The sequence below is a fragment of the Candidatus Sulfurimonas marisnigri genome, assembly GCF_015265475.1.
Classification (GTDB): domain Bacteria; phylum Campylobacterota; class Campylobacteria; order Campylobacterales; family Sulfurimonadaceae; genus Sulfurimonas; species Sulfurimonas marisnigri.
On sequence record NZ_CP054493.1, the window covers coordinates 478,115 to 492,025 of the forward strand.

Genomic DNA, 13,911 nt, shown 5'->3' on the forward strand with positions numbered 1-13,911 from the left:
ATAATTTCGACCTACTTAAAATGTGCGCTCGTAGCTCAGCTGGATAGAGCATCGGTTTGCGGTACCGAAGGTCACAGGTTCGACTCCTGTCGGGCGCACCATCTTTTTTAGAACCTTAAAGAATAATACTCCACACATAGAATTCTTACAAATTTTTTTAATTAAGTATCAACAGATTTAGAATCTACAATACCCATTTTGATTTATTTATAGTAATTTATTTCATAAAGTTTAAGAGAACAACATATAAGCAGTATCTACAATCGTGATGCTGTTTATGTCCTTACAATAAACCGACAATCCTATCTCCGCTCTTATAAATGAATATTAACTATTTATCTCATTTTTTATGATTACTGCCAACTCTCTACACTCTTTTATTTTTTGTGTATAGTTAAGGTTGTCTTTTAAAAGTATGTCTATAAAAGCACTACCAACAATTACACCATCTGCACCTTCTACTTTTTCTTTAGCTGTTTTTTTATTTACACCAAAACCTACATAAGTAGGCGTGTTAGTATGTTTTTTGATTGAGTGCAAAAATGGTTGTAAATCTTCAGCCTGACCAGAACCGGTTGTCCCTGTATATGCAACCATATATATGAATTTTTGAGAGTTTGTAACTACCTCTTTAATTCTTGCTTCACTATCAGTAGGAGCTACGAAACTTATATTTGAGACATTATTTGAGTTAAACAACTCACTATAGAGTAGTGCTTCCTCATGTGGCAAATCAGGGATGATTAATCCGCTTACTCCAAGCTCTTTTGCAATTGGAATCAGTTTATCCATATCTTGCTGATAAAAGCTATTGAAATAACCCATCCATAATGTATCAACTTTTGGTGCAACCTCTTTTGAAATCTCTAAAAGATGTTTAAATTTAAAACCAAGTTCCAATGATTTATGATTTGCTTTTTCTATTAGCGGTCCATCAGCAACAGGGTCAGAAAATGGAACGCCAAGTTCTAGTGAATCAACACCACTATCTCCGAGGGCTAAGGCTAAGTCAACAGTGAAAGATTTTTCTGGATAACCAGAAGTTATATATGCTACTAATTTTTTCATTTATATTATTTTTCCAAGTCAGGTAATTTAAGCAGAGAATATTTAATGTGACTAAGTGAGTTGTTGAGCTTTAAATCTTCATTCCATTGAGCATACATATCACTAATTCTAAGTAACCAGTTGACTGTCTCTTCGTTTACACTCTGATGGTTAGTTCTTATCTGCTCAAGCGAGTCTTCAACAAAGGCTGAAAGTTTTGACATCTGTTCTATTTTCAAATATCCAGACGCAGATTTAATATTATGAAAAACACGAAAAAGCTCATTTATGCTCTGCTCAAACATATTAGGCTTTGATAAATCGATTATCATTGTTTCCATATTATCAACCATCATAGAGTAGTGATCTAAAAATTCATCAACTATTTCATAATCAAAGCTGGCGTCTAAATCACTTCTTATGCCCATTAAATATTTCTCCTATATAGTTCTAATTATAGCAATTTTTGGTTAAAATACATGTATGAATAAAAAAATGACAATAACTTCTATTAAAAAAGCTAAAGGTGAGAAGCCATTAGTAATGGTTACTTCGTATGATGCTCTTTTTGCAAAACTATTGGCACCTTACTCTGATATGATTTTAGTTGGTGATAGTTTAAATATGAGTTTCGCAGGTAAACGAGACACATTGAGTACTACTTTGGAGCAAATGATATATCACACTAGTGCAGTGTGTCAAGGTGCACAAAACAGTTTTATCATCTGTGATATGCCATTTGGAACTTATACGAATAAAGAAGATGCACTTAAAAATGCTATAAAAGTTTTTCAAGAAACTTCAGCAGACAGTATTAAAATAGAGGGTGGAGAAGATAAAGCTGATATTATCTCATATCTATGTTCTAATGGTGTAGCTGTTTGCGGACATATTGGATTACTTCCTCAAGCAGTACGTGGTGAGGGTGGTTATAAGGTTAAAGGTAAGACAGAAGAAGAGAAACTTCAACTTATTAAAGATGCAAGAGCAGTAGAAAATGCTGGAGCATTTTGTATGGTTATAGAAGGCGTAAAAGCTGAAGTAGCTGCTGAAGTAGCTTCTTGTGTATCTGTTCCGGTTATCGGTATCGGTGCTGGCAAAGACGTTGACGGACAAGTGCTTGTTTTTTCTGATATGTTAGGACTTTTTGAAGAATTCACTCCTAAGTTTGTCAAAAAGTATATGGATGGCGCCTCTTTGGTGAAAGAAGCAATGCTTAACTACTCTAATGATGTAAAAACTAAAGAATTTCCAAAAGAGGAACATACATATTAATGGAAAGATTGGTTGAGATTGAGAAGTTTGAGAATGAAGAGACGATAGAAATAACTCTTCGTCCTAATGTTTGGAATGAATATATTGGACAAAATCAGATTAAAAAAAATCTTGGAGTTTTTATAGAAGCTAGTAAAAAAAGGAATGAAGCTCTAGACCATGTTCTTTTCTTTGGACCACCAGGGCTTGGTAAAACTACTCTAGCACTTATTATAGCAAGCGAGATGAATGCAAATATTAAAGTAACGGCAGCTCCAATGATAGAAAAAAGTGGAGATCTAGCGGCTTTGCTTACAAATCTAGAGGAGGGTGATATACTTTTTATAGATGAAATTCACCGTCTTTCACCAGCAGTTGAAGAGATACTCTACTCATCCATGGAAGATTTTCGTATAGATATAATAATCGGTAGTGGACCAGCTGCCCAAACTGTTAAAATTGACTTGCCTAGGTTTACTCTGATAGGTGCTACAACAAGGGCAGGAATGCTTTCGAACCCTTTACGAGACAGATTTGGTATGAACTTTAGAATGCAGTTTTACGATCATGACGAGCTATCAAAAATTATAACTCAAGCATCTGTGAAATTAGATAAAGAGATAGTTCATGAAGCGAGTATGGAAATAGCTAAAAGAAGTCGTGGAACACCTAGAATAGCATTGCGTCTTTTAAAACGTGTAAGAGATTTTGCAGATGTTGCAAACGAGAAAGATATAAAACACTCAAGAACAGAGTATGCGTTAGAGGAGCTTGGTATAAATTCACATGGATTTGATGAAATGGACATAAGACTCTTAAACCTTTTAGCTGGAGCTAATGGAAGAGCTATCGGCTTAAGTACTATAGCGGCAGCTCTGAGTGAAGATGAGGGGACAGTTGAAGATGTTCTTGAACCTTACTTAATTGCAAACGGATATTTAGAGAGAACCGCAAAAGGAAGAAAAGCAACAAGAAGTACATATGAGATTTTGAATGTTTCTCTTCCAGACCAAGAAGAGCTTCTATCTTGAAACCACAATATTTTGTAGGCATACTTTTTGCAACATCTCTTTACTGGATGTATTTATTGTATTCTCCATTTTTATTAGTTATTACAATTGCTGCACTTTTGGCAATCTCTACTTCAGATATTCAAGGATTATTTGAGCGATTATTCAAAAATAAGCTATATGCAGCCTTTGGTTCAAGTTTTTTGTTAGCTGTTTTGTTTTTTGCCCCACTTGGATATTTTTTGGCTACTTTAACTATAAAACTAAACTCCCTCGAACCACAGGTATTTGAGAGCATAGAACTCTATATAAACAATATAATACAAAATCCACCCAAGTTTTTGGCTTTTTTGAAACCCTATACAGTTGATTACTTGGAGGAGATAGACATAAACTCACTTGCATCAAATGCGCTATCTATAACAGGGACGGTTGGTGCATTTAGTGCAGGTTTTTTAAAAAATGCTTTTTTAGTAATAATTTTCTATTTTTTTGCTCAATATAATGGCTCAACGATTGTTGAGTTTTTAAAACGAGTTGTACAAATGTCTGTTGATGAGACAACTCTTCTCTCCAAAGAGCTGTCATCTGTTATGAGTGTTGTTTTTTACTCTATATTGATAAATGCAATGTTTCAAGGCGCACTCTTTGGTATTGCCATATCTTTTATGGGCTACAATGGACTTCTTTTTGGAATAATGTATGGATTTGCATCTCTTATCCCTGTTGTTGGCGGAGCACTAATGTGGCTTCCATTTATGATGTATGAATTTGCTACTGGTGATAGTGCAAATGCTATATTAATTGCCTTATACTCTATTTTGGTGATTTCTGTAGTTGCAGATACATTCATCAAGCCATTAATTATAAAAGAGATAAATACAAGACTTTTAAAAGATGATGATGCCAGAATGAATGAACTTGTAATATTTTTTGCAATAATAGCAGGGCTTGCAACTTTTGGTTTTTGGGGTATGATTTTAGGGCCTGCTATTACCGCTTTTTTCTTGACAATTATGAAACTTTTTGAAGCGAGAACAATAGAGTGTAAAGAAAAAACTAATTAGATTCATTTTTTATATATCTCTGGATGTTCACTCTTCCATCTACGATGAATCCAAAACCAAAATTTTGGTTCGTCACTGATAAGCTTAGTTAACCAATCTGCTTGAAGTTGGGTGGCTTTTTGAATGTCAGCTGACTCGTCATCACTCTTTTCAACTACAATCTCATCAAAAAGCATAAGAGTATAATTCTCATCATCATCTGTGCGTATTGTTATTGGTATGATAGCAGCGTTATATTTTCTGGCAAGATACGCTGGTGTAGAAGTTTGACGAACACTTTTACCTAAAAAATCTACTTCTAAACCTTCTCTCGGATTTATAGCTGTATCTATAACTATGCCGCAAGCTTCACCTTTTTTTATTAGTTTTATAAGGGGCTTTATAACATTTGCTTTTTCTAAAGATTTATTACCAAATTTTCCTCTGGACTCTATGACCCACTCTTGATACTTTTCATTTTTCATTTTTTTAAAAACTGCAGTAATAGGCTCTATAAAAGCTGAAATTGAAGTGCCTCCAAGCTCCCAAGCAGAATAGTGAGGAGTTACATAAATAACTGCACGACCATCTTCATGTGCTTTTTTCACAGCTTCAATATTGTGTATAGTTATTTTACTTTTTAGGTCATGTTTACTCATATGTCGTATCTCCATAAGATGTAAAAAGTTGAATAAAAGATTTTTAAAACTGTAATGCACTATCTCATCTTTCTCTTTATCACTCATCTTACCATCAAAAGCAAAGTCAAGATTTCTATATGCAACATCTTTGTATCTGGAAGAGACATGATAGGCGATAGTCCCAAGCATTGAAAAAAATCTTTTTCTCAAAGTCTTTGGTAAGATCATCAAAATTTTTTCAAGTAGTATAAATAGTTTAAATCCCATTAGTTAAATAACTCCTAAAGTTTGTAAATGCAATTATAACAAAATGCTTATAAATAAAAGTAACGGGTAATCTTCTTGTTATTAAGCCTTTGGTATAATCACAGTAATTTTAAACAAGGCAATAAAACATGGTTGCATTAGATATCCAAAATTTTTCCGAGGGCCGCACAAAGGCTAGAGCATACTTTTGCTATCTATTTTCTAAAAATATTCCAAATAGATTACCATCTCTTTCGCAAGAGATGATAATGCCTCGTCTTTTAAAGATAAAAGCAGATTTAGAAACTTGCGAGGGAGTTTATCTTCTGGATAATCGTGGTATACAGGTCACACCCACATTTGCATCTAATAAACAGACTGATGGCGACATTGGAAAAATAAGGGCTGACAGAGCTTACTATTACCGTGCAGTTAGAGAGGGCAGATGTACTATTACAGACCCTTATCCATCTCTCATTACACAAGAGTTGACCGTAACTACCTCTCAACCTATTTTTGATGAAAAGGGAAACCTGTTATATGTAGCATGTCTTGACATGCCTCTTGATGATGTAATAAAAATATCTCATCAAAATACATTAGACTCACTTTTTTCTAAGTTATTTATGTACTCTTATTTGTCATTTTCAATTGCACTTATAGGGATTGCTATGTTGCTCTTTTTTAAAGGAGTTCAGAGCTTTTTCACATATGAAATAACGCCTTCACATTTTGAAATTAAAGATGTATTTGAAGCAACTATTTTGTTAACACTAGCTCTAGCTATATTTGACTTGGCAAAAACACTCATCGAAGAGGAAATTTTAGGTAGGCATAAAGGGTATAATATTTCTGGGCCACATAAGACAATGGTTCGTTTTTTAGGCTCTATAATTATCGCTTTATCGATTGAAGCGCTAATGCTGGTATTCAAATTTGCCATTACCGATCCGGAAAAGTTACTTTATTCAATGTATATTGTGGCTGGAGTGTCAATGTTGCTTATAACCCTAGCAGTTTATATAAAATTCACAAAAGAGAAAAATGAAGAATGATAGCGATAGTTGATTATAATATGGGAAATTTAGCAAGTGTGCAAAATGCATTTGCTAAATTAGGCGAAGAAACAGTTGTTGAGAGTGACCCTGAAAAGTTTAAGGATTATGATAAATTAATTCTTCCAGGAGTTGGGGCATTTGGCGATGCAATGGAGCATTTAAGAGAGCGAAATATGATTGAACCTTTGAGAGAGTATGCTAAAAGTGGTAAGTACATGTTAGGTATCTGTCTTGGAATGCAACTACTTTTTGAGTCCAGTGAAGAGTTTGGCTATCATGAAGGTTTAGGCTTAATAAAAGGCAGTGTAACAGCTTTTGATACTACCAAGTTTAGTGAAGCACTTAAAGTTCCACACATGGGTTGGAACAGAATGTTTACTAAAGAACATCCACTGTTTAATAACTTAGATGAAGAGCATTATCTCTACTTCGTGCATACTTACCATGTTAATTGCAAAAACGAAGAGGATATCATAGGGCGTACTAACTATGGTTATGAGTTTACATCTGCTGTGGCATGTGCTAATGTGATGGGGATTCAGCCTCACCCTGAAAAAAGCCATGAGAATGGTCTTAAAATACTAGAAAATTTTATTAAACTATAGGAAAACAAATATGACTTTATATCCGGCAATTGACTTAAAAGATGGAAAAGCAGTAAGACTAACAAAAGGTCTTATGGATAGTGCAAAAATATATTCAGATGAACCATGGATTCTTGTAAAAAAGTTTGAAGAGATGGGTGCTGAGTGGGTTCATTTAGTTGATTTAAATGGTGCATTCGCAGGTGAGCCAAAAAACTTAGAGCAAATTATTAAAATTAGAGAAAACTGTAATGTAAAGCTTGAACTAGGCGGAGGGATTCGCGATGAAGCAACAATTAAAAAAATGATAGAGATTGGTATAGATAGAATTATTTTAGGCTCTATTGCTGTTAAGGACTCTGCATTTGTTAAAGAGATGGCAGCAAAATACCCAATAGCAGTAGGAATTGACGCCATTGATGGATATGTAGCTGTTGAGGGTTGGGGAGAGGTAAGCACAATGAAGGCAACTGATTTAGCAAAAGAGTTTGCAAATGCTGGCGTAGAAGCAATTATTTGTACCGATGTAGGAAGAGATGGAACACTCAGTGGGGTTAATGTAGAGTTTACTGTTGATATTGCAAAGGCAAGTGGAATTAGTACTATTGCTAGTGGTGGCGTTAAAGATGAGAGTGATATAGAAGCATTGATTGCGACTAATGCAGTTGATGGAGTAATCATTGGTAAAGCTTACTATGAGGGTACATTAGACCTAGCAAAGATGTTTAAGCTTCTAGATTAAGCAATGCTTAATCATAATATAAATAGAATTTAGATATTATTACTTAAATAAATTATAAATATAAATATATATAAAAGGATTTCTATTGAAATTACTTGTAGTTGATGACAGTTCCACGATGCGTCGTATAATTAAAAATACGCTAGCAAGACTTGGGCACAAAGATATTCTTGAGGGTGCAGATGGTCTTGAAGGGTGGGCAGCACTAGATGCTAGTCCTGATGTACAAATGCTTATAACAGATTGGAATATGCCGGAGATGAATGGTCTTGAACTTGTTAAAAAAGTTCGTGCGGATGCACGTTTCGTGGATTTACCTATTATTATGGTGACTACCGAGGGTGGAAAAGCAGAAGTGATAACAGCACTAAAAGCAGGCGTAAACAACTATATAGTTAAACCATTTACTCCCCAAGTATTAAAAGAGAAGCTAGCTGCAGTTATGGGTATCGAGGTGTAATGCAAGAGCATTACTTTGAATTAGTAGTTAAACTCTCTTCTCATCATTCACTTTTTTCAGATTTTTTAGCAGATACATTACCTGTTGGTTTTGAAGAGACCGATGATGGTTTTATTATTAGAAGTGAAGATGAACTTGACACTATCGTTTGGGGATTAGAGCAGTTCCTAGAAGCTCTACAAAAGGCACTTGGTCAAAATATAGAATTAGAATGTACTCAATCTAAACTTAAAAATAGTGATTGGGTAGAAGTTTATCAAAGAAGTATTCAACCATTACAAATTGATAGATTTTATATTCATCCAACTTGGGATGAGCCCAGCAACGATTTAACAAATATAGTAATTGACCCTGCATTAGCTTTTGGAACAGGTCATCACCCAACAACTGCATCATCATTAAGAGCAATAGCAAATTATGTAAAAAAAGATGATAAAGTATTAGATGTTGGCTGTGGGAGCGGAATACTTGGGGTCGGAGCATTGAAGATAGGTGCTATAGTAGATGCGTGTGATACAGATATAGTTTGCGTTGATAATAGCGAAGTGAATGCAAAATTAAATGAAGTTAAATTTAATAACCTTTGGGAAGGTTCATGTAGCCTTGCTAAAAGTAATTATGATGTAGTTGTCGCAAATATAGTGGCAGATGTTTTAACATTTATAGCGAATGATTTGAAGAGTGTTTTAAAAGCTGATGGGATTCTTATTATTTCTGGAATTCTGGATAAATATGAGACAAAAGTTTTAAAGTTTTACAAAGAATTTAAGATAGTTGAAACAATAAGAGAAGATGAGTGGGTAACACTTGTTTTAAAAAAAGGATAAGAGTAGATATGCAAGACAAGAACAATAAAGACAATAACTTTTTTAATAAAAATCCATTAGTAACTTTTGCAATTTTTTCAGTTGTTATAATACTTCTTTTTAAAACAATTGTTGGGGATACTCAAGGCACAAATGAAAATGTAGCTGGTGCAAGTAAACGTGCAAAGTCGATTAATTATTCTGAATTTAAGTCACTAATATCATCTAAACAATTGAAGAAAGTTGATATTGGACAAAGCTATATAAAAGCATATGGGTCTGACAGCTTATCAGTTTATACAACTAGAATTGTTCCTGGAGATACAAAGCTTATAGAAGAGCTAGAAAAACAGGGTATAGAATATACAGGCTTTAGTGAAACGAATTGGTTTACAGAAATGTTTGGGTGGCTTCTGCCATTTTTAATTATTATTGGTATATGGATGTTTTTTGCAGGTCGCATGCAAAAAAGTATGGGTAGTGGAATACTTGGGATGGGTAATTCTAAAAAGATGGTCAACTCTGAAAAGCCAAAGACAAAATTTGATGATGTGGCTGGTGTAGAAGAGGCAAAAGAGGAAGTTCAAGAGATAGTAGATTTTTTAAAATTCCCTGCTCGTTACGTAGAAATAGGTGCCAAAATCCCTAAAGGTGTTCTTTTAGTAGGTAGTCCAGGTACTGGTAAAACATTATTGGCAAAAGCTGTTGCGGGTGAAGCAGATGTTCCTTTCTTTTCTGTAAGTGGATCTAGTTTTATTGAGATGTTTGTAGGAGTAGGTGCAGCTCGAGTTCGTGATTTATTTGAACAAGCAAAAAAAGACGCTCCAAGTATTATATTTATAGATGAAATTGATGCTATAGGGAAAAGTCGTGCAGCTGGCGGTGTGATGGGTGGAAATGATGAGAGAGAGCAGACTTTAAATCAACTACTTGCTGAGATGGATGGGTTTGGAACAGATACTCCTATTATTATTTTAGCTGCTACAAATAGACCTGAAGTACTTGATCAGGCACTGTTACGTCCTGGTCGTTTTGATAGACAAGTTTTAGTTGATAAACCTGACTTTGAAGGGCGTGTCAAAATTCTAAAGGTTCATGTTAAAGGTGTTAAGATGGATGAAGACGTTGAGCTTGAAGAGGTGGCTCGCTTAACGGCAGGACTAGCTGGTGCTGACTTGGCAAATATTATAAATGAGGCAGCGCTGTTAGCAGGTAGAAAAAGTCAAAAAACTGTAAAACAGAGTGATTTATTTGAATCAGTTGAACGTGCTTTAGCTGGACTTGCTAAAAAATCTCGTCGAATTAATCCAAAAGAGAAGAAAATTGTTGCATATCACGAAAGTGGGCATGCACTTCTTGCAGAAACTACAAAGGGAGCTAAAAAAGTTTCAAAAGTATCTATTGTTCCTCGTGGTTTGGCTGCTTTAGGGTACACTTTAAATACGCCAGAAGAGAACAAATTTATGATGCAAAAACATGAGCTTTGGGCTGAAGTTGATGTTCTTCTTGGTGGTCGTGCTGCTGAGGAAGTATTTATTGGTGAAATATCAACGGGTGCTGGCAATGACCTTGAGCGTGCTACAGATATTATCAAATCAATGGTTCAGACTTATGGAATGAGTGATGTAGCTGGACTTATGGTTTTGGAGAAAAGTAGACAATCATTTTTAGGCGGAGGAATGCAAGCTACCCGTGAGTACAGTGATAAGATGGCTGAGAATATGGATGAGTTTATTAAAACGTCTTTGAAAGCAAGATATGACACTGTATTAGTTAGACTTGAAGAGTATAGAGAAGCTATTGAAGATATGGTTAAACTTTTATATAAAAAAGAGAATATTACAGGTGTAGAAGTAAGAGAAATTATTACTGCTTTTGAAAAAAAGAATAATATTGATTCTAAAGTTACAAAAGTAGTAGATGAAATTAGAGATGAGCTAGAAGAAGATGCAAAAATGGCAGATGAAGCTAAAGATGTAGAAGAGAAAAGTGATGAGAAATAATCTTTTACCAATAGCAAAAGAGGGTTTAAATTACATAATTTGGGCTATTTTGTCTTTTGCATTCTTTGCAATTTTAGATCTAGATTTTTTACAGTTTTTTACTTTTTTAGTGACTTTATTTTTTTTATTTGTATTTAGAAATCCAGAAAGAGAAAATATAATTTTTCAAGAAAATAGCGTTGTCTCCCCTGTTGATGGAGTAGTAGTATCGATTGAAGAGCTTAAAGATAACAAATATACCTATAAAGTTGAGATAGACAGCAACTACTTTAATGTATCTCTATTAAGATCTCCTCTTACCTCTTTACTTAGTTACATAGAGATATATAGAGGAACAAGACTGTCACCATTAAGCACTTTATCAAAAAATATTAACGAAAAAGTAGTACTTATTTTTAGAGATAAAAATGAAAATAGCATTAAAGTTGTACATAGATTAAAACAGAGCTTTATGAATATAAAAATAGATGCTATCAAAAATCAGAACCTATTAAAAGGATCTAGATATGGAGTAATGATTAACGGTATAACAACTTTGTATCTACCTCAAAACTTCAGACTAAATGTGAGTGTAGGGAATGAACTAACAGCTTCTCAAGCACTTATAGGTTACTTTACAAACGATAAAAAGAATAAATAATTTTACTTTATTCTTTTTGATGTTGCTTTTCAAAAATTAGTTTGTCTACATCAATATCAAAGTTGAAATATTCAGAGTTAAAATTATTTTTATTTACCTTTGAAAGCTGAATAACAGCACCTTTATTGTTTTTTGCTTCAAGGTATAAAAGGCCTAATGCATATCTAGTCTCTAAGAAACTAGCATCTTTCAATTTAGATAACTCTAAAAGAGCTATTGCATTTTCATGGTGATTTGCTGCAGTAGATGCTACAGCACCCAAAAAAAGAGTATATGAATCTCTAACTTTAAGATTGTCAATAAGATTATTGTAGAGAGTGTATGACTCTTCGTACGCATTGTCGTATAGTGAAGCAAGAGCTAGAGAACTTGTTAGTTCATGCGTTTGATCCGTTGTTGTTTCTAAGGCTTGTTTTAGCTGATTTCTTAAAAAATATAGTCGCCCAGTTATCAAATTTTGTTGAATGTAAAGATACCTAGTAATATATGGACCATGGTACAGATCATTAAAATTAAATTTTTGTTCTTTTAAATAATTCATAACTTTATTCGCATATTTTTTCGGAGTTTGTTTACTAAAACTTGAGTCTATATTCATTAAATGTGGCAATATTTCGTCTGGAAGTAATATAGTAAGTTTTTGGGATGATTTCTTTGCTATATCATAATCCTTTTGTTTGATAGCAATTATAATATCTAAGGCTAAGTAAAGAGGTCTTTGTTCGTAGTTGTTTTTTAGCCAGTCTGAAGATTCTAATAAATTATCTTCACTTATAAAAAGAAGAGTTTTATAAAGATCTATATTTTCACTAAACTCTTCATTATCAAGAGAATCCTTAATAATTGAGAGTAGCTTTTTGTTCTCTTTATGAATTATTTGAGAACACATAACAGCATACACGCCAGATAAGTAGTTTTTTGCATCTAAATGGTACGAACGCAAGAAGTGTTGGTGTGCATCAGTCATATTTCCCATTTGGGCATATGTAAGAGCTAGGTTATAGTGTAAAATGGAGTGTTTTGGCTGAATTTTAATTAGTTCAAGTAGTAAACTGTTTGCTTCTCTAATCTTAAAAGATAGTGCTTTTTTGATTGCTTTTGTTATTCCAATATTTACATTAGAAGATGATGAACTCTTTTTTAAATAATCTTTTGCAGAATCTACATTATCAATAAATATATTTGCATTACCTTTTCGAATATAGCTTATACTTTTATTGGCATTAAATATTTTATATGGAGAAAAATAAAATATTTTTTGGTATGTAAGTAATTTATCATTTATTGTTACATTTCTGTAGTGCTGTTGGGCCTTGTCTATATTAAAAAGAGAATCTTTAAGTTTTACTTTTATTGGATATGGTTTGTAAGCTTCCTCTTCAAACATGTCTGTAATATTGTTTATCTCGTTAGATGCATCTTTAACTTGCCCAGCTTTTAAGTTTACAAAACCTAATGCAAGTTGAGATTTTATAGGTTCAATATTTTTTACAATTGCATTTTTTAAATGTTTTTTTGCAAGTGTTAAATCACCAACTCTCGCATAAAGAAGACCTAAACTAAAATCATTTTTTATTGGCTGATTTTGCTCCATGTTTTCAATAGCATCATAATCGTTGTCAAATAGAGCATTTATCTTTGCGCCCATATTATTTTGAACTTTTAAATACTCAACTGTTGTTGGATTTTTAAGAGCACTGAGAGCTTCAAGATAGTTTTCATTATAATAATTAATAAGAGCATAATAGTAAGAGTAAAGAGGTGACTGTCTCTCAGCGGGCAAATATGCAAACGCTAAATCAATATAGTATCTAAAACTTTTGTTGTTGTTTAGATGTAGTGAACATACCGCTGCATTAATAGCACTAACACATCTTTTTTCATTGTTTTGTATAGCTTTTTGGAATGATTTCAAAGCGATATCATATTGCTCATCTTTGATTTGAGCAACACCCAAATTGTAAGCAGATACTGCTTCACTGTAGAGAGCTATTTTTTCAAAAATAGACAATGCCTCACGTTTTGAGCCTGTCGAATATAAATAGTTTGCTTTAGCAATCATATTTTCTAGTTTAGTGGGCTCAACTGGCTTTTTGGACTCATCTGCTAATTTGTCTTCTATATAGTTCATAGAAACATCATCATATTTTTTTGTTGATTTTGATAGTGCTATAGTTGTAATTAATATAATCAAAACAAGAATAACAACTCCACCAACAATTAGAAATATTTTGTTCTTTGAAGAGCTTTCTTTTATAATCTCATTTGCATAGATACTGTCCTCATAAGCGGCGTCACTATCTTCGATGATGATTATATTTTCTTCTACCCCTTCTGCCATTATCTACCTTAGTCTGTTTAGTATTTAAAAGCA

General features: G+C 33.4%; 14 protein-coding genes and 1 tRNA gene. 11 read left to right on the forward strand and 4 right to left on the reverse strand.

The window, feature by feature from the left end; translation table 11 throughout:
• The first annotated feature begins 24 nt into the window (after window positions 1-24).
• A tRNA-Arg gene (locus HUE87_RS02495) sits at window positions 25-101 on the forward strand.
• Between the two features lie 226 nt (window positions 102-327).
• Here HUE87_RS02495 and trpA read toward each other — a convergent pair.
• The gene (trpA, locus tag HUE87_RS02500) at window positions 328-1,068 is read right to left on the reverse strand and encodes a tryptophan synthase subunit alpha (protein ID WP_194367171.1); all 741 of its coding nucleotides are present in this window, start codon (window positions 1,066-1,068) and stop codon (window positions 328-330) included.
• Between the two features lie 5 nt (window positions 1,069-1,073).
• A complete protein-coding gene (locus tag HUE87_RS02505) occupies window positions 1,074-1,475 on the reverse strand; it encodes an Hpt domain-containing protein (protein ID WP_194367172.1) in 402 nt (133 codons plus the stop codon).
• A gap of 55 nt (window positions 1,476-1,530) precedes the next feature.
• Between HUE87_RS02505 and panB the strand changes: the two genes are divergently transcribed.
• The 3 genes from panB to HUE87_RS02520 are packed head-to-tail and all read left to right on the forward strand — an operon-like array spanning window position 1,531 to window position 4,378.
• Window positions 1,531-2,322, forward strand: coding sequence for a 3-methyl-2-oxobutanoate hydroxymethyltransferase (gene panB / locus HUE87_RS02510; RefSeq protein WP_194367173.1), 792 nt, complete (start codon window positions 1,531-1,533; stop codon window positions 2,320-2,322).
• Window positions 2,322-3,332, forward strand: a complete 1,011-nt coding sequence (gene ruvB, locus HUE87_RS02515; protein ID WP_194367174.1) for a Holliday junction branch migration DNA helicase RuvB — start codon at window positions 2,322-2,324, stop codon at window positions 3,330-3,332. The genes panB and ruvB overlap by 1 nt, the downstream gene beginning before the upstream one ends.
• Window positions 3,329-4,378 carry an AI-2E family transporter gene (locus tag HUE87_RS02520; RefSeq protein ID WP_194367175.1) on the forward strand — a complete coding sequence of 350 codons (1,050 nt, stop codon included), beginning with the start codon at window positions 3,329-3,331 and terminating at the stop codon, window positions 4,376-4,378. The genes ruvB and HUE87_RS02520 overlap by 4 nt, the downstream gene beginning before the upstream one ends.
• A gap of 2 nt (window positions 4,379-4,380) precedes the next feature.
• On the opposite strand, the gene HUE87_RS02525 is transcribed toward HUE87_RS02520, so the two are convergent.
• Window positions 4,381-5,265 (reverse strand): lipid A biosynthesis lauroyl acyltransferase, encoded by an 885-nt coding sequence (locus HUE87_RS02525; protein ID WP_194367176.1) that lies wholly within the window; start codon window positions 5,263-5,265, stop codon window positions 4,381-4,383.
• Between the two features lie 128 nt (window positions 5,266-5,393).
• Between HUE87_RS02525 and HUE87_RS02530 the strand changes: the two genes are divergently transcribed.
• The 7 genes from HUE87_RS02530 (at window position 5,394) to HUE87_RS02560 (ending at window position 11,537) form a co-directional block, all read left to right on the forward strand.
• Entirely contained in the window at window positions 5,394-6,299 is a 906-nt protein-coding gene (locus tag HUE87_RS02530; RefSeq protein WP_194367177.1) for a PDC sensor domain-containing protein, read from the forward strand.
• Entirely contained in the window at window positions 6,296-6,907 is a 612-nt protein-coding gene (gene hisH, locus HUE87_RS02535) for an imidazole glycerol phosphate synthase subunit HisH (protein WP_194367178.1), read from the forward strand. The genes HUE87_RS02530 and hisH overlap by 4 nt, the downstream gene beginning before the upstream one ends.
• Before the next feature lie 10 nt (window positions 6,908-6,917).
• On the forward strand, window positions 6,918-7,628 hold the full coding sequence (hisA, locus tag HUE87_RS02540) for a 1-(5-phosphoribosyl)-5-[(5-phosphoribosylamino)methylideneamino]imidazole-4-carboxamide isomerase (RefSeq protein WP_194367179.1): 711 nt from the start codon (window positions 6,918-6,920) through the stop codon (window positions 7,626-7,628).
• Between the two features lie 85 nt (window positions 7,629-7,713).
• Window positions 7,714-8,088 (forward strand): response regulator, encoded by a 375-nt coding sequence (locus HUE87_RS02545; protein ID WP_194367180.1) that lies wholly within the window; start codon window positions 7,714-7,716, stop codon window positions 8,086-8,088.
• Window positions 8,088-8,915, forward strand: coding sequence for a 50S ribosomal protein L11 methyltransferase (locus HUE87_RS02550; RefSeq protein WP_194367181.1), 828 nt, complete (start codon window positions 8,088-8,090; stop codon window positions 8,913-8,915). Before HUE87_RS02545 ends, HUE87_RS02550 begins: the two co-directional genes overlap by 1 nt.
• 8 nt (window positions 8,916-8,923) lie before the next feature.
• Window positions 8,924-10,897, forward strand: coding sequence for an ATP-dependent zinc metalloprotease FtsH (gene ftsH / locus HUE87_RS02555; RefSeq protein WP_194367182.1), 1,974 nt, complete (start codon window positions 8,924-8,926; stop codon window positions 10,895-10,897).
• Window positions 10,887-11,537, forward strand: a complete 651-nt coding sequence (locus tag HUE87_RS02560; RefSeq protein WP_194367183.1) for a phosphatidylserine decarboxylase — start codon at window positions 10,887-10,889, stop codon at window positions 11,535-11,537. The genes ftsH and HUE87_RS02560 overlap by 11 nt, the downstream gene beginning before the upstream one ends.
• A 7-nt stretch (window positions 11,538-11,544) precedes the next feature.
• Here the strand turns inward: HUE87_RS02560 and HUE87_RS02565 are convergent, their stop codons facing one another.
• A complete protein-coding gene (locus HUE87_RS02565; protein WP_194367184.1) occupies window positions 11,545-13,878 on the reverse strand; it encodes a tetratricopeptide repeat protein in 2,334 nt (777 codons plus the stop codon).
• Between the last annotated feature and the right edge of the window lie 33 nt (window positions 13,879-13,911).

What these genes read in the sequence shown, in the direction of transcription:
- HUE87_RS02530 (WP_194367177.1), top strand. Translation starts at nt 5,394, where the DNA reads ATGGTTGCATTAGATATCCAAAATTTTTCCGAGGGCCGCACAAAGGCT.
- hisH (WP_194367178.1), top strand. Translation starts at nt 6,296, where the DNA reads ATGATAGCGATAGTTGATTATAATATGGGAAATTTAGCAAGTGTGCAA.
- HUE87_RS02505 (WP_194367172.1), bottom strand. Translation starts at nt 1,475, where the DNA reads ATGGGCATAAGAAGTGATTTAGACGCCAGCTTTGATTATGAAATAGTT.
- HUE87_RS02525 (WP_194367176.1), bottom strand. Translation starts at nt 5,265, where the DNA reads ATGGGATTTAAACTATTTATACTACTTGAAAAAATTTTGATGATCTTA.
- HUE87_RS02565 (WP_194367184.1), bottom strand. Translation starts at nt 13,878, where the DNA reads ATGGCAGAAGGGGTAGAAGAAAATATAATCATCATCGAAGATAGTGAC.
- panB (WP_194367173.1), top strand. Translation starts at nt 1,531, where the DNA reads ATGAATAAAAAAATGACAATAACTTCTATTAAAAAAGCTAAAGGTGAG.
- trpA (WP_194367171.1), bottom strand. Translation starts at nt 1,068, where the DNA reads ATGAAAAAATTAGTAGCATATATAACTTCTGGTTATCCAGAAAAATCT.
- ruvB (WP_194367174.1), top strand. Translation starts at nt 2,322, where the DNA reads ATGGAAAGATTGGTTGAGATTGAGAAGTTTGAGAATGAAGAGACGATA.
- hisA (WP_194367179.1), top strand. Translation starts at nt 6,918, where the DNA reads ATGACTTTATATCCGGCAATTGACTTAAAAGATGGAAAAGCAGTAAGA.
- HUE87_RS02560 (WP_194367183.1), top strand. Translation starts at nt 10,887, where the DNA reads ATGAGAAATAATCTTTTACCAATAGCAAAAGAGGGTTTAAATTACATA.
- ftsH (WP_194367182.1), top strand. Translation starts at nt 8,924, where the DNA reads ATGCAAGACAAGAACAATAAAGACAATAACTTTTTTAATAAAAATCCA.
- HUE87_RS02550 (WP_194367181.1), top strand. Translation starts at nt 8,088, where the DNA reads ATGCAAGAGCATTACTTTGAATTAGTAGTTAAACTCTCTTCTCATCAT.